The following is a 14,798-nucleotide window of genomic DNA, read 5'->3' as shown; positions in this document are numbered from 1 at the left end:
GAATTTATAGTATTATATTGTGAATTTTGATAAAATTAATATATAAATGGTTATTAACTCGTATGGTAGAATATTTTATAGAGGAGGATTTTTCATGGATGATAGAATTGTAAATTTTAATGATATTAAAAATAAAGCTCGGGAAAAGGATGTTGAAAAGTTTGAAGATTACGTATATGGACTTTCTTATGACATGTCTCAGGGAAAGCTCTCTATGGGTGATTTTTATAAAAACATTCAGGAGTATATGGAAAAAAATAATATATCCCAGGAGAAGCTGTTTAATATTCAGAAAGAGCTTATGAAAAGGTATGGATTTAATATGGAGGATATAGAAAAACAGATGAAAAGTATGGGCATTGATATGCCTGCTATGGGAAAAGGTGTAGATTATGAAAGCCTGAGAAAAAAGATGGGCTTTCAGGAAAAATACAAAAGCAAAATGGGAAATATAACTATGATTACGTATAGTATAAAAAATTCCTTGAATGATTTAAACGTATTTATAAGCGAGGAAAAAATTATTTTAAAAAGTGGTGGGAAGATAGATTTAAAAGATCCGGAACTGAATGAATTCCTGTGCTCTTATAAAAAAGTGATGAAGGATAGAGAACTTCAGGTATCTCTGTGTGAAAATGCAGGAACGTTTCAGTATTGATTGCAAGGGCAGGGAGCCCTGCAGGAGATATTTTTGTGCAGGGTTTTTGTAATTTTAAATCATCACAGCATATTTTTCAGTGAATTTACATCTGTAACAGGTTTATGGCAGGTGAAATTTTCACAAATGTATACGGTGGTTTTTCCTCGTACAGCCAGATAATCTCTGATGGAAGGGAATATGTTTTCCAGATTTTCGTTTAAATGGGAGTATAAAAGTGAAATAGAAAAAGGGTTATATTTTTTGTTTATTAGAGCAACTGCTTTTTTTGTATCTTCGGTATTGTCACCAGCTGATAGAATGATCTGCCTGGTGGGGTATTTGTAAAATAATATTCCGCACAGCAAAAATGAATATGCTGTGGGAAAACTGTTTACTTCGCTGGCAAAGTTTTTAAATAGTTTCTGAATTTTATCCTCAAATTCATATACTGGGGTTAAATGGGATAATCGCAGCATATTTAGTACAGCTGCAGAGTTGCCGGAGGGAATGGCACCGTCATATATTTCCTTTGGTCTTGTAATAAGCTGCTCACTGTCGCTGCCGTAAAGGAAAAAGCCTCCATTTTTTTCATCCCAGAAAAATTTAAACATGTCTTCGTTTAGCTCAAGGGACTTTTCCAGATATTCTGGATTATAGGTGGATTCGTATAGTTCTATCAGTCCCCATATCAAAAAGGCATAATCGTCCAAATAGCCGGCAATAGAGGATTCACCCTTGCAATAACGTGCCATTAGGCGGCCGCCTTTCCCGATCAATTCTTTAAAGATAAAATCAGCTGCTTTTTTTGCAGCTGCAGTGTATTTTTTGTTGTTCAAAACCCTTCCAGCTATGGAAAGGGCTGCAATCATGAGGCCATTCCAGGAAGTCAGTATTTTGTCATCTTTGTGCGGATGTATTCTTTTCTCCCTGCAGTCAAACAATTTCTTTCTGCAGTCTTTTATAAAGTCTGTATCTTCCTCCGAAATTGAGGAATCAATTAAGTTGGGTATGCTCTTACCTTTAAAATTGCCGGAAGCTGTTATATTGAAACAGCGGCAGAATTTAGTGCCTTTTTCTTCTCCCAGTACTTTTTTTACTTCCTCAGGGGACCATACATAAAATTTGCCTTCTTCACCCTCGGAGTCCGCATCTTCTGCAGAATAGAAACCGCCTTTTTTTGAAGTCATATCTCTTAAAACATAGGTAAGTGTGTTTTCTGCCGTTTCGGAATATTTTTTATTGCCCGTTATCTGAAAAGCTTCTACATAGGCTATAGCGAGCAGTGCATTGTCATAGAGCATTTTTTCAAAATGCGGAACAAGCCATTTCCTGTCTGTAGAATAGCGGCTGAATCCATATCCTATGTGATCGTATAGTCCTCCTCTCTGCATGAAGTCCAATGTTTTTTCCACCATTTCAAGAGCGCAGCTGTCTTTGGTTATGTGGAAATATCTCATGAGAAAAAACAGGTTATGAGGAGTTGGAAATTTTGGAGAACCGCCGAATCCTCCGTATACACTGTCAAAATTTTGCTTGAATTCGGAAAAGGCTTTTTTAAATATATCTTTTGATATACCTTTTATAGGAGCTCTACTTGGTTTCGATATTGAATTCATTATGGAATTACTTACCTGCAGGAGCTGGTTTCTGTTGTCCTTCCAGGCAGAGGAAAGATATTTCAAAATACTTGTCAGTCCCAAAGTTTCACCTATATCCTTTTTGGGAAAATAGGTCCCGGCAAAAAAAGGTTTCTGCTCCGGAGTCATGATCACTGTAAGGGGCCATCCGCCGCTGCCTGTAAGTGCTTGACAGACTTTCATATAGACGCTGTCTATATCAGGTCTTTCCTCTCTGTCTACTTTTACAGATATAAAATTATTGTTCAGTATTTCAGCTATCTTTCTATCTTCAAAACTTTCCCTTAACATCACATGACACCAATGGCAGCACGAATAACCTATAGAAAGGAATATTGGTTTATCTTCGACTTTTGCCTTTTCAAAGGCCTCCTTGCCCCAGGGATACCAGTCCACAGGATTGTGTGCATGTTGAAGCAGGTATGGAGATTTTTCATTTATTAATCTATTAGGTGTATTTGTTGAATTATTCATAAAACCACCTCCTCTTTTCAAGTTTGATTATAGTATATCCTAAATAAATTATAATATAACAGGCCTTTAGTGCTCAATTAGCTTCTAAGCCTATATCCTGCGCCCCAAACTGTTTCTATATATTGGGGATGTGAGGGATCAAACTCTATTTTCTCCCTTATTCTCCTTATGTGTACGGTAACTGTAGCATTGTCTCCCATTGAGTCAAGTCCCCATATGTTTTCAAATAATTCCTCACGGCTGAAGACTATGTTTGGATTTTGAGCCATATAGAGAAGAAGGTCAAATTCCTTTTGAGCCAGAAAAACTTCAGTGCCATTTACGAATACCTGTCTGGAATCCTTTAATATTTCAAGTCCTCTTATAGTTACTTTAGAACATTTTGAAGTGAATTTATTTTTTATTCTCTCGTAATTTTGAATGTGGGATTTTACTCTTGCCACAAGTTCACTTGGACTGAAAGGTTTTGTGATGTAGTCATCTGCCCCCAAAGTAAGACCTTTGATCTTGTCTATTTCCTCTTTTTTGGCAGAAACCAGGAGTACGGGAATATCTTTTTTGTCCTGTATGCTGCGTAGAATACTGTATCCGTCTATTTTAGGAAGCATTACGTCTAAAATCAAAAGATCAAATTCATGTTTATTAAGTGTATTTAGGCCCTCCATACCATCTGTGCATATTGTGACTTCAAATCCCTCCAGTTCAAGATAATCTCTTTGAAGTTCTGCTATGCTCAAGTCATCTTCAATTATTAAAATTTTTTTCATAATTACCTCTCTTGTCTGTATGTATTTATAATTTTACCAAGGGATATTATTATGCTTGTGCCCTCAGTTCCATGGGAAATAGCCCATATTTTTCCATTGTGACCTTCTACGATCTGTTTTGATATGGCAAGTCCCAGGCCGCTTCCACTGATGTTGCTTCTCGATGAATCTTCCCTGTAAAATCTGTTGAAAATTTTATTTACGTTATCCTGACCAATTCCGCAGCCGTTGTCTCGTATTTCGATTATAATGCTTAAATTGGTTTCCCTTAAAAATATAGTTATCTGTCCATGGGTTTTGTCCATATATTTTTTTGAGTTGCCTATAATATTTAATACAACTCTCATAAACCTCTCTCTATCTATCATAACATATTTTGAATTTTTAAGATGATTTTCCAGTTTGATTTTTATATTGGATTCTTCGAGTTCGGGTTCATTCTCTGAAATACAATAGTTGAAGTATTCTACAATATCCGTTTTTTCATAATTGAAGGGAATCTGTTTCAGATCCAGTTTGGAATACAGAAGAAGATCGTCTATCATGGAGTTCATCTGTCCAGTCTTGGAATATATGGTTTTTAAATAATGTTCTAATTTTTGGGGAGTGCTTGCCACTCCGTCTAAAATTCCCTGCACATAGCCTTCTATAGAGGTTATAGGAGTCTTCAAGTCATGGGATATGCTGGATAAGAGCATCTTCCTGTTTTCATCATATTTCATTCTCATTCTCACAGAATCCTTAAGCTGTATTCGCATTTTTTCAAAATCAGCACAGAGTTCCTTTATTTCTCTGTCTCCGCTTTCCACAATTTTAAAATTAAGGTCACCACGACTTATTTCTGCCGTAGCCTTTTTTAAAAGGGTGATGGGTTCCAGTATTTTTTTGGAAAATATATAAGATATAATTACACTCATCGAGGCAAAACAGATAAGAAATGTAAGAAGTATGGTTATAATAAAACTTTTAAAAATATCCGGTTCTACTGCAGCTGGAACCAGGAATATAACTTTGCCGTAAGTCCCGTCCCTGAATACCAGTGGAAATCTGTCAATTGAGTAATAAATATTATCTATCTGCAGGGAATTATTCAGCCTTTTGTCTGATTCCCTTAAAGATTTTGCTATGTCGATTTTTTCCAGATTCTGTGAAGAAAATTCAATATTTCCGTTTTTGATTATTATAATTTTTCCATTTACAACGGAGAGCTTTTCCGTCAGATATTTTTGAAATTCTTGATCTCCCTTTATACTTTTGGTACTTGATTTTGCTATGTCTTTAGTTACATTTAACAATTCTGATTTTACGAGGGAAACTTTTTTGAAATCTCTGTAAGTTATATTTGCATTAAAAAATTTTGAAGAAACAAATATAAATATTAAGGCAACTACAGCTGTAACTATGAATGGAACTATTATAGTCAGATTATTGTAGATTATAAGACGCTTTTTTATATCCATTTTTATTCCTTTCATAGGCTAGAAATCTTTATTATCGAATATATAATATCCAGCTGTATACAATATTATAGCATAACTGAGCATCATCATGAATTCTCGAAAAATTTTAAGGAGAGGAATATTGTCCATGATCCACAGGTTATACCACCCGAACATGGATGTGAAAAAAATGCCAGAATAAGCAGGTAAGAAGATTTCCAATGCCTTAAAGGCAATGAATACAAGTATGGACAGGAAAAATACGGCTATTCCACTTTTAAATATATTTGCAAATAGAACAATTACAAGGCATAGAATTACCATGGGAAACAGAGTTACTGCATAGGAAATTATTATTTTAAGTATATACGACAGATTGAGGGAATTCGAATTGAATATAAGTCCTGATATTATGGAAAATATCATGGACAATGCCAGCATTGAAAATATAAATATACATATGGATGCTATTTTTGCTGAATACAGTTTTAATCTGGTAATGGGTCTTGTCAGGGTTATTTTCATGGTGTTTTGAGAAAATTCACCGCAAAAACTATCTATAGTGACAAGCGCTACAAATAGTGGAAGCAGGGTATTTATAATTATGGAAAGAATGAGGAGGGGAAATTCACTGCTGGAAACTCCCTGTACACCAAAATTATTTCTCACCAGGGATATGAAAATTTGCCCAAATACAATAAAGATCAGAGAAAGCACAACCGCCGCCGTGGCTTTTTTCTTTTTATACAATTTTTCCATTTCATTTATTAAAGCTTGTTTAAATTCTACCATTTCTCTCTACCTCGCTGATAAAATAATTTTCAAGGGAAGCATAGTTATTCAATATGTTTTCTGTGCTGTCCACATTGATAACCCTGCCGTTATATAGTATTCCAATATGTTTGCAGGTCAATTCAATATCATGGATAAGATGGCTTGAAATAAAGAAAGTGGTTCCTTCCTTTTCCGCCAGGTTCTTGATGATATTTCGAACATTTATCATTCCCTCTACATCCATGCCGTTTAAAGGTTCATCTAGAATTACTACTTTGGGTTTTGACAGCAGCGCAGATGCAATTCCAAGTCTCTGTTTCATTCCAAGGGAAAACCTTGCAGGCTTTTCGTCCTTGTGTTTCAGGAGTCCTACAACATCTAAAATTTCTGTGATTCTGCCGGTATCCACATCTTCATAATATCTGGAGAACTGTCTTAAGTTTTCAAAAGCCGTCAAATATGGATAGGTCTCTGCAGTTTCAATGATGCATCCAACGTTGTAGATTGCCTTTTCAAATTCCGTCAAAATACTGTGACCAAGTATCTTCACATCACCTCGATCTGGCTTCATGAGACCTGTCATTATTTTCATAGCTGTGGTTTTCCCGGCGCCATTTGGCCCCAGAAAGCCAAATATATCTCCTTTTTGAATATCGAGGTTTATGTCGTCTATGCCTCTTCCATTTTTGTATGTCTTGCATAAATTTTTTATTTCAATAGCGTTTTCCATCTATACACCTCTCTTATTTAAAGTTCAATTACCAGTGTTTAAATATCAAATTTGGAAGATTTTCGGCATTAGCCGAAAATCTTCACCATAAATTATTAGTCAAATACCTTATTGTACTGGGAATCAGAGTTTGTAAGGGTATTTCCCTCTATGCTAAATTGTATGCCTGCATAGTTTGGATCAAGATATAAATTGCCTTTTACAGTTCCCTTTGCATCTGCAGTTGCAGTTATGTCCGCATTGAAATCATTACCACCAATTTTCTGTTTATCAAAACTGCCGCTGAAATTCAATTTCTGATTTCCCTCTTCATAGCCCTTTATATATTTTGCTTCATAAGTTCCGCTTACAGTATTGGTATCTATTTTTTCAATATTTACTGTTCCTTCACCTATTTTTATAAATTTTCCATCCTTTTCAATTACTATATTGTGGGTATATTTTCCAAGGTATTTTTCAGGATTGGATAATTTGTCTGTTTCAGAGGATTTAGCAGTCTGTACTATTGTCTTTTTACCTGAAAGATCGGGCTTTTTAACTGCAGTTGAATTTATGCCGCTTATTTTCAAAAGCAGCTCAAAAGTCAAATTGTGATTTTGCCCATTTTTATCGGTACCTGAAATGACTCCTGAACCAAGTATGGTTTTGATTAAGCCGTTTTTGTCAACAGAGGCAGTTCCCTTGACATTTTTTACAAATATATTATTTGTAAGTTTGGGAACGCTGATCCTGTCGCCGGTTCTTCCTGTGCTTTCAGCAAATGAATTTTTGAATTGAAAGGATACAAGTGCATTTATAAGTGACGGGATCTGTGTGTTGTTTAAGGATCCGGAAATCTCCCTGGAGCCATCCTGCTTCACGTTGACTGAAACAGAATCTTTGAGATTTCCTACAATGGCATCTGCTATCTTTTCAATATCTGAAGCTCTGTCTTCATCAAAGGGATTTGTTATATTCCAGTTTGTGCCGTCTGTATAATTAGTCACATAGTAGGAGGGAGAATCCTTGGGTTTATTTATTATACTATTCTTGTCCATATAGTAATAATTTTCAGCTTTTTTTGAACCGTTGTAAACTGTACTTATATCCTCCTTTGATTTATTTGATAGATCGTATTTGAATATATTGTCACTGGAATATACTGTATTGGTGCCGTCCTTTATGACAAAGGACATATCTGCAGTATAGCTTGAAAGTCCGCCGGTGCAGGCTTTTGCAGTGTATTTTACCGAGTCCTTGAGCTGGTCATAACCGCTTTTGGATGTAACTTCGGCAAAAGCTGTAGTGGCAAACATTGCTATTCCTATAGTAAAACTTATTACCACAGCTGTTTTTTTACCTAGTTTCATTTTCACATCTCCTTGTATTTTATTTGGAAGTACTTCCTGATTATATTTTAAAATATATATCTCTATTTTGTATAAACTAATTATAAACAAAATCTAAACTCTTTGCCTGATAAACAGCAGCGTTTGTATTATAATAAGATTGTCATATTATAATAGGAAGAAGGGATAAACATGGAAGATAAAATTTTACAGGGGAAATCTATAAAGTGGTGGAAAGAGCAGTTCCCATTGATGGATAATATCATCTCCACAAAAGAGGTTTTCTGGGCAAATCCAAAGGCTAAAAAGTTCCTGGATGCTGTGAAGAATATTTCGCTTAATGAAGAAGACGTGAAGGATGCAGAAAAAAGACTTGAAAGATTTGCAGCCTATGTGTCAAAAGTCTTTCCGGAAACTCGAAAAACTAGAGGCATTATAGAGTCACCTGTTGTAAAAATACCTGCTATGCAGAAAAAGATGGAGGAAATGTCCGGCGGGAAGATACAGGGTCAGTTGATAATGAAGTGTGATAATGATCTTGCTATTTCAGGTTCCATCAAGGCCAGAGGAGGTATTTATGAAGTATTAAAGCATGCAGAAGATCTGGCAATGAGAAATAATATGTTAAAAGAGAGCGATGACTATTCAATTATTGACAGTGATAAATTCAGAGAATTTTTTTCCAGATACTCTATCGCAGTGGCGTCAACGGGCAATTTAGGTCTTAGTATTGGCATAATGAGTGCAAAATTGGGATTTAGGGTGTATGTACACATGTCTGCTGATGCAAGGCAGTGGAAGAAAGATCTCCTGAGAAGCAAGGGTGTTACTGTAATTGAGTATAAAGAGGACTACAGTAAAGCCATAGTAGAAGCTAGAAGGCAAGCTTCACTGGATCCAAATATGTATTTCGTGGATGATGAGAATTCCACCAATTTATTTTTGGGATATGCAGTGGCAGCTTATAGGTTAAGAGATCAGCTGAAAAAAATACATATTACAGTTGACGAAAATCATCCATTGTTTGTTTATCTTCCCTGTGGAGTTGGAGGTGGACCCGGGGGAGTTGCCTTTGGAATGAAATTGGTTTTCAGGGATAATGTCCATTGCTTTTTTGCAGAACCAACTCATTCACCCTGTATGCTCCTCGGGCTTATGACCGGACTTCATGATAAAATCTGTGTTCAGGACTTTGGTATTGATGGAATTACCGAGGCAGATGGACTTGCGGTTGGAAGGGCGTCAAAATTTGTGGGGAAAACTCTTGAAGAATTGATAAGCGGTTGTTATACGGTAGAAGATGAAAAATTATACATGCTTTTGAGCACACTTATAGATTCGGAAAATATTTTGCTGGAACCTTCAGCTCTGGCTGGAGTTTCGGGACCTCTTCAATTATTTAAGGACGAAGCAGGTAAAAAATATATGGAGGATAATGCTCTGAAAGATAAGATGAAAGGTTCCTGTCATATTGCATGGGCCACAGGGGGAAGTATGGTTCCAGAGGAAGTGATGAATTCCTATTATAAAACAGGAAAGGATATTTTACTAAATAGGAAGTTTTCGGATAACTAGTTTAAAATAGTCCATGGATAGCTTCCTATCTGTTCCATGGACTGCTGTCTTTTACTCTATGTTCTCGATTTTTACGTAATATTGTCCCTCAGGTGATTTTACGGCAACGCTGTCACCTGTGACATGTTTATATATTGCAGCTCCCAGGGGGGATTCTATACTTATTTTATTTTTCATAGGATCTGCCTCTATGGTAGTTACTATTTTGAATTTTTCAATTTCGTTATCGCCGGAGAATTTTAAATGTACCGTTTTGCCGAGCCCCACCTGGTTTTTTGAGGTGGTATCTTTTATGAGCTTTGAAGTTCTTATCATTTTTTCCAGATACCTTATTCTGCTTTCATTGTGGGCTCTATCCCTTTTGGCAGCCTTGTATTCAAAATTTTCACTTAGATCTCCCTGGGCCCGGGCTTCCTTTAAATCTTCGTTTATCTTGTGTCTTACCACCACTTTTCTGTGTTCAATTTCCTCCTTTAATTTATCTATAGCTTCCCTGGTAAGATAATTGTACATAGTTATAAACACCTTCTTAAATAATTACTTAATATAGATAATAACATTTTTGTAATGACATTTCTATTGTGTTTTTCAAATTTTGATGGTATTTTATTAGTAGAATCTTAACTACATAGAGAAAGAGGAAGTATAATTTATGAAATTGATGATAAAGAAAATAAATCCAGAAGCTAAAATTCCATTTTATGCCCATAGCGGGGATGCAGGCCTTGATCTGTTTTCAGTGCAAAAAATACTTATAAGGCCAATGGAGAGAAAACTTGTATCTACGGGAATAAAAATTCAACTGCCTGCAAATACTGAAGCTCAGGTGAGACCCAGGAGTGGACTTGCTTTGAAATATGGAATTACTCTGTTGAATTCACCGGGAACTGTAGACGAGGGTTACCGGGGTGAGATAAAAGTGCTTATGATAAATCTGGGAGAAGAGCCTTTTTTGGTGGAAAAGGGAATGAAAATCGCCCAGATGGTGGTGAAACCCGTAGAACAGGTATCTGTGGAAGAAGTGGATAGATTAAGTGATACGGACAGAGGCCAGGAGGGATTTGGGTCCACGGGGATGAAATAAAAAAGTTCAAATCCACTGGGTTTTCCCCCAGGAAACTATTTCGGATAAAGACTCCTTCAGGGATTTTAGGACTACATTGGCCACCATTTCTCCTATTAATACATGTTTCCCGCAGTAATCTATTTTTTGGCCTGTACCTGTAAAAACTACACAGGAGTCTGTGCCTGTTCCCGTGGCAATTTTTTTGCTTACAGGACTCAGTATATTGAAATCCTGCATTATGCAGGCCTTGGCTTCTGTAATGATCATAAGGGCTTCTACCATGGCAGACTTTGACAGCCTTGCGTTTGTGCCTAAAATTATATTTATGGTACCGGGTTTAAAATTGCTGGAATTAAGGCTTTTCCAGTCAGCAGTGTCTCCCGCCCTTCGTGCATTGGATACTCCCATGGTAATAAAGCTCTGTACTATTACACTGTCCTTAACAGCACGGCTGCTTCTAAAAGATTTCATATTGGCAGCAGTCATCATTCCAACGGATTTGCCCCTCCATTTTTTTGACTCTATATATTCCTTGATGGTAATTTCAGGAGAGGGGAAGGTTTTATGACTGTCTGAGTTCTTATTTTGACGGACTTTCATATTTACTATATTGCTGGCATTGGTAAAGCCGCCATTCAATATAGCAGAACTCAATATTTCCACTGGTTTTAAAAATTCAATATGAACATGATTTTCAGTTACTTCTAATTTGGCATCGTTGAAATTTAGATTTTCATTTAAACTTATCAATTGTTTGTGTCCTCTCTATGTAAAATCAAAAGTCTGCCCTCTGTGATCTATGACAAGACATTTTGTAGAAGAATGTTTTACAAGCTCCGCGAATTTTTTGGTTATATAGTTGCTGTTCCAAAAGTGCATGGGTATGAAGAACTCAGGATGAATTTCATTTATAAAATATTCTCCTCCTGAACAATAGTATTCTTCCAGCCTTGGGTCCACGGGGAAAAATGCAAAATCTATGGTTTCTCCCTTTATTTTTTTTATCTCTGCCTTGAAATTTTTTTCAGCAGCTATTTGTTCTGCTTCGGTGTCTTCCTTCCAGCGCCATAAATTTAAATCACCGGCGTGAAATATAGTGATCCCCTCTACTTTTATCAAAAATGAAATACCTATGTCTGTAGAACCATAAGTTTTTATATGCACATCTCCTAAATTTACGCTTTCATAGGGAGACAGCCTGTAATAATTTTTAGGGGGATTTTTGATTTTTATATCACTGCTCAATATGTATTTTATATAAGGGTTTATTTTCTGCCATTTTAATATTGCAGGATTAAAGTGATCCGGGTGCTTATGAGAGCAGAAAACCAATATGTTCTTCCTGCCTTTTATGAGTTCTTCTGAAATAAAACCATTTTCTAAAGTGTGTTTACGGGGGTCAGAGGAAGTCATATAGTAATCAAATATAAAAAAATTCAGTGGAGTTTCTATGGCGAAACTGCTGTGGTATAGATAATGGATTTTAATATTGTATTTTTTCATGTATTTCACCTACTTTATAATTTAAATTATTTTCATTATAGCACAAGAAAAAGCAATTTTTACAATTTAGTTAACATATGTGAGAATATAGGATATAATTGTATGGAGAATATGGTAATTACAAATATGAAGGGATGATGGATAATGAAATTTGTATTTGATCACAACAACATAAATGTGTTTGACTTGGATAAAAGTATAAAATTTTATAAAAAGGCTCTTGGTTTTAAAGAAATCAGAAGAAAAGAAGCAGAGGATAAAAGTTTTACGCTGGTTTTTATGGGAGATGGAGAAAAAGATTACAAAATAGAGCTCACCTGGCTTAAAGACAGAAAGGAGCCTTATAATTTAGGGGATAATGAAGTTCACATGGCAGTTAGAACAGACGATTTTAAGGCTGCCCATGAGTATCATAAAAAGATGGGCTGTATATGCTATGAAAATAAGAAAATGGGCCTTTATTTTATATCAGATCCTGACGGATACTGGACAGAAATTTTACCTCTTGAACATTAAAAATTGTAAATTTGTAAAATATTTATTCGAAAATTTATGGTAAATAAGAATTATGTTGAATAAGACCTTCCCTCTGGGACATAATTATAGAAAAACTAACAGGGAGGTAAAGGTGTTGAATAGTGTTACTCTTATTGGAAGACTTACCAAGGATGCAGAGATTATTAAGATGGAAAACAATGTAAGAAGTGTAATTAAATTTGTCTTAGCTGTTAACAAGGATTTTGTAAACAGCAGCGGTGAAAGGGAAGCAGATTTTATTCCAATTTCCTATTGGACTAACAAGGGAGAAAAATTGTATCCCTATTTGAAAAAGGGAAGGCTGTTAGGTGTTAATGGCAGGATAAGCACTAAGAACTATGTAAAGGATGGAGTAAAGAAGTTCTCCACTATTGTGGAGGCAGACAAGATTCAGTTCCTAGAGTATAAAGAGGAAGCTTTAGCTTGATTTGAAATTATACTTGTAGGTCTGTTTGAAATTGTTTGAGTTTAAGTTAAGAGGATACGACATATAAGCCTGTCAAGGCAGGCTTATATCACTATTAATTGATATAAGCACTTTTAGCTTTAAAATAAGTGTACTAGCTATTGAATCAGGTGATTCTTGAGGACAGTTCCTTTGACATTATATTACTTCAGTTGGTAAAATATAAGGTAGGATAATTTAAGGAAGGATGGGAGTTTTTATGGGAAGTGACAAGTCGGAGAAAATACTTATTAATAAGAATTGTATAGATATGTTGATTTCGGGATTGAAAAATATAAAGATAAGCAGCAGGGAAAAGTCCATAAAAAAAGAAGCAGAGAAAATGTTGAATTTAATAGAAGAAGAACTTTACAAAAGAAATATTTCCCTTAAACAGAAGATACTTGAAAAGATGAAGGAAACCAAAAGTACAGATCCAAATATGAATGCCAATTTATATATATTATATCGCAATTTAGATAGTGGACAGATAAGTGAGGAACAGGCACTGGAATTATTTAAGATGTATGTAAAAATGGAACCCTATGACAGAACTATATAGGACATGCAATCCATAGTGAAGTTGTCCATAAAAAATTATGATTTAAAGTAGTTGTATAATTCATATTGAAATTTCCACTAAAGCATTTTATAGGAGCTTTCGATAATAATATTGTGTAATATTGTTGTGTGGGCAATGAAAAGAGGAGTGGGGTTTTTATGAGAATAAGCTATAACATGCCGGCATTGACTTTGAATTTTCTTCAAAACCAGGCTTTAAAGAGACAAAGCGGAAATTTAATTAGAATATCCGGCGGCCTTAAATTAAACAGTGCCAAGGACAATCCCAGCGGAATGGTACAGAGCCAGAATATTAAATTGCAGATAGGCGGGCTTCAAACTGCAGCTAGAAATGTACAGGATGGCGTGAGCATGCTTCAGACTGCAGAAGGAGGGCTTCAGGAGATCACGAGTATGATTCAGAGAATAAGACAGCTTACACTGCAGGCGGGCAATGGGACGACTACTCCATCGGACAGAAGTGTGATACAAAATGAAATAGATCAGCTGCTGGATGGAATAAGTTCTATGGCGGATCAGACGGAATTCAACGGATTGAAGCTGCTGGGACAAAATGAAGAGGATAAGGTCTTAAGTATGCAAATAGGGGCCAATGCGGGAGAAAGTGCAGACATACCACAGCTGGATTTGACAAATAGTGAACAGAGCGATATATCGGAGTTGTATCTTATCAAAAGTGGTAAGGGTAAAGATGTATTGGATGGTAATGTAGATGATGCTCTTACTGCGATAGACAGTACTTTAAATAAGGTCATTTCTTACAGGAGCAAATATGGTGCACTGGAAAATAAATTTGAATCCAATTATTATAACATGCAGGAGTTAACAGATCGGATGATTGATGCAGACAGCGGTTTAAGTGATGCTGATATAGCGGAAGAAATAGTAGGTTACTCAAAGGAATCTATAATTGTGCAGGCATCCAATGCCATGATTGCACAAGCCAATGAACTTCCGCAGGATGTACTTAAAATACTGGAGAATACCCGAAAATAATTTTTTACAGCGGGGAACTACCTAAATATAGAGTTTATCTATGTTTAAGTAGTTCCCTGATGTTTTTTGCTGAAAACAATGTGAATTTTTATATGAAATAACGCAAATATAACATATCTGTAACATGAATATTGGAAAATAAATAATATACTATGTATTTATGTATGCTATTAATGGCAGAAAAGAAAATATTTTCATAAAAATTGTATTATAATATCGATTTCTCTTATAAACATATGACGCTGCCTACGAAGCTATAAGTGTAGATCTCGGTGGTCGACGTATCATTAAAAAAAAAGAGTGGG

At 35.6% G+C, this 14,798-nt stretch carries 16 protein-coding genes; 7 read left to right on the top strand and 9 right to left on the bottom strand.

The window, feature by feature from the left end:
* Positions 1-94 precede the first annotated feature (94 nt).
* Positions 95-658, top strand: a complete 564-nt coding sequence (locus J5G60_RS10580) for a DUF3867 domain-containing protein (RefSeq protein WP_150356337.1) — start codon at positions 95-97, stop codon at positions 656-658.
* A gap of 62 nt (positions 659-720) precedes the next feature.
* Here the strand turns inward: J5G60_RS10580 and J5G60_RS10575 are convergent, their stop codons facing one another.
* From J5G60_RS10575 to J5G60_RS10550, 6 genes are all read right to left on the bottom strand, one after another.
* Positions 721-2,751 (bottom strand): thioredoxin domain-containing protein, encoded by a 2,031-nt coding sequence (locus J5G60_RS10575; RefSeq protein WP_150356338.1) that lies wholly within the window; start codon positions 2,749-2,751, stop codon positions 721-723.
* Positions 2,752-2,828: 77 nt separating this feature from the next.
* Positions 2,829-3,518: a response regulator transcription factor gene (locus tag J5G60_RS10570; protein ID WP_150356339.1), complete on the bottom strand. Its 690-nt coding sequence runs from the start codon at positions 3,516-3,518 to the stop codon at positions 2,829-2,831.
* A gap of 2 nt (positions 3,519-3,520) precedes the next feature.
* Positions 3,521-4,978, bottom strand: coding sequence for a sensor histidine kinase (locus J5G60_RS10565; RefSeq protein ID WP_150356340.1), 1,458 nt, complete (start codon positions 4,976-4,978; stop codon positions 3,521-3,523).
* 18 nt (positions 4,979-4,996) lie between these two features.
* Positions 4,997-5,749, bottom strand: coding sequence for an ABC transporter permease (locus J5G60_RS10560; protein WP_150356341.1), 753 nt, complete (start codon positions 5,747-5,749; stop codon positions 4,997-4,999).
* A complete protein-coding gene (locus J5G60_RS10555) occupies positions 5,736-6,461 on the bottom strand; it encodes an ABC transporter ATP-binding protein (RefSeq protein WP_150356342.1) in 726 nt (241 codons plus the stop codon). The genes J5G60_RS10560 and J5G60_RS10555 overlap by 14 nt, the downstream gene beginning before the upstream one ends.
* A 95-nt stretch (positions 6,462-6,556) precedes the next feature.
* A complete protein-coding gene (locus J5G60_RS10550; protein WP_150356343.1) occupies positions 6,557-7,810 on the bottom strand; it encodes a hypothetical protein in 1,254 nt (417 codons plus the stop codon).
* Between the two features lie 171 nt (positions 7,811-7,981).
* Between J5G60_RS10550 and J5G60_RS10545 the strand changes: the two genes are divergently transcribed.
* The gene (locus J5G60_RS10545) at positions 7,982-9,364 is read left to right on the top strand and encodes a D-serine ammonia-lyase (protein WP_150356344.1); all 1,383 of its coding nucleotides are present in this window, start codon (positions 7,982-7,984) and stop codon (positions 9,362-9,364) included.
* A 51-nt stretch (positions 9,365-9,415) separates the two neighbouring features.
* On the opposite strand, the gene greA is transcribed toward J5G60_RS10545, so the two are convergent.
* Positions 9,416-9,877, bottom strand: coding sequence for a transcription elongation factor GreA (greA, locus tag J5G60_RS10540; protein ID WP_150356345.1), 462 nt, complete (start codon positions 9,875-9,877; stop codon positions 9,416-9,418).
* A 139-nt stretch (positions 9,878-10,016) separates the two neighbouring features.
* Here greA and dut point away from each other — a divergent pair, with 139 nt between their 5' ends.
* Positions 10,017-10,448: a dUTP diphosphatase gene (gene dut, locus J5G60_RS10535; RefSeq protein WP_150356346.1), complete on the top strand. Its 432-nt coding sequence runs from the start codon at positions 10,017-10,019 to the stop codon at positions 10,446-10,448.
* 6 nt (positions 10,449-10,454) lie between these two features.
* On the opposite strand, the gene J5G60_RS10530 is transcribed toward dut, so the two are convergent.
* Complete coding sequence (locus tag J5G60_RS10530; protein ID WP_150356347.1) at positions 10,455-11,180, bottom strand: adenosylcobinamide amidohydrolase; 726 nt, start codon at positions 11,178-11,180, stop codon at positions 10,455-10,457.
* Positions 11,181-11,195: 15 nt separating this feature from the next.
* Positions 11,196-11,933, bottom strand: a complete 738-nt coding sequence (locus tag J5G60_RS10525; protein WP_150356348.1) for an MBL fold metallo-hydrolase — start codon at positions 11,931-11,933, stop codon at positions 11,196-11,198.
* Positions 11,934-12,077: 144 nt separating this feature from the next.
* Here J5G60_RS10525 and J5G60_RS10520 point away from each other — a divergent pair, with 144 nt between their 5' ends.
* From J5G60_RS10520 to J5G60_RS10505, 4 genes are all read left to right on the top strand, one after another.
* On the top strand, positions 12,078-12,449 hold the full coding sequence (locus J5G60_RS10520; protein WP_150356349.1) for a VOC family protein: 372 nt from the start codon (positions 12,078-12,080) through the stop codon (positions 12,447-12,449).
* 112 nt (positions 12,450-12,561) lie between these two features.
* Positions 12,562-12,897 carry a single-stranded DNA-binding protein gene (locus J5G60_RS10515; protein ID WP_229980880.1) on the top strand — a complete coding sequence of 112 codons (336 nt, stop codon included), beginning with the start codon at positions 12,562-12,564 and terminating at the stop codon, positions 12,895-12,897.
* Between the two features lie 238 nt (positions 12,898-13,135).
* Positions 13,136-13,477 carry a hypothetical protein gene (locus tag J5G60_RS10510; protein WP_150356351.1) on the top strand — a complete coding sequence of 114 codons (342 nt, stop codon included), beginning with the start codon at positions 13,136-13,138 and terminating at the stop codon, positions 13,475-13,477.
* 158 nt (positions 13,478-13,635) lie between these two features.
* Positions 13,636-14,493, top strand: coding sequence for a flagellin N-terminal helical domain-containing protein (locus J5G60_RS10505; protein ID WP_150356352.1), 858 nt, complete (start codon positions 13,636-13,638; stop codon positions 14,491-14,493).
* Positions 14,494-14,798 lie beyond the last annotated feature (305 nt).

It is taken from the genome of Clostridium sp. HV4-5-A1G (genome assembly GCF_900184915.1).
Taxonomy (GTDB): Bacteria; Bacillota; Clostridia; order Clostridiales; family Clostridiaceae; genus Clostridium_B; species Clostridium_B aromativorans.
The sequence above is the reverse complement of the archived record's forward strand: the minus strand, read 5'-3'. Positions and strand labels throughout refer to the sequence as shown.

Bases quoted from the DNA above. Each gene is read 5' to 3' on its own strand.
- greA (WP_150356345.1), bottom strand. From the start codon at position 9,877: ATGTACAATTATCTTACCAGGGAAGCTATAGATAAATTAAAGGAGGAA.
- J5G60_RS10555 (WP_150356342.1), bottom strand. From the start codon at position 6,461: ATGGAAAACGCTATTGAAATAAAAAATTTATGCAAGACATACAAAAAT.
- J5G60_RS10570 (WP_150356339.1), bottom strand. From the start codon at position 3,518: ATGAAAAAAATTTTAATAATTGAAGATGACTTGAGCATAGCAGAACTT.
- J5G60_RS10580 (WP_150356337.1), top strand. From the start codon at position 95: ATGGATGATAGAATTGTAAATTTTAATGATATTAAAAATAAAGCTCGG.
- J5G60_RS10505 (WP_150356352.1), top strand. From the start codon at position 13,636: ATGAGAATAAGCTATAACATGCCGGCATTGACTTTGAATTTTCTTCAA.
- dut (WP_150356346.1), top strand. From the start codon at position 10,017: ATGAAATTGATGATAAAGAAAATAAATCCAGAAGCTAAAATTCCATTT.
- J5G60_RS10525 (WP_150356348.1), bottom strand. From the start codon at position 11,933: ATGAAAAAATACAATATTAAAATCCATTATCTATACCACAGCAGTTTC.
- J5G60_RS10565 (WP_150356340.1), bottom strand. From the start codon at position 4,978: ATGGATATAAAAAAGCGTCTTATAATCTACAATAATCTGACTATAATA.
- J5G60_RS10575 (WP_150356338.1), bottom strand. From the start codon at position 2,751: ATGAATAATTCAACAAATACACCTAATAGATTAATAAATGAAAAATCT.
- J5G60_RS10510 (WP_150356351.1), top strand. From the start codon at position 13,136: ATGGGAAGTGACAAGTCGGAGAAAATACTTATTAATAAGAATTGTATA.
- J5G60_RS10560 (WP_150356341.1), bottom strand. From the start codon at position 5,749: ATGGTAGAATTTAAACAAGCTTTAATAAATGAAATGGAAAAATTGTAT.
- J5G60_RS10545 (WP_150356344.1), top strand. From the start codon at position 7,982: ATGGAAGATAAAATTTTACAGGGGAAATCTATAAAGTGGTGGAAAGAG.
- J5G60_RS10550 (WP_150356343.1), bottom strand. From the start codon at position 7,810: ATGAAACTAGGTAAAAAAACAGCTGTGGTAATAAGTTTTACTATAGGA.
- J5G60_RS10520 (WP_150356349.1), top strand. From the start codon at position 12,078: ATGAAATTTGTATTTGATCACAACAACATAAATGTGTTTGACTTGGAT.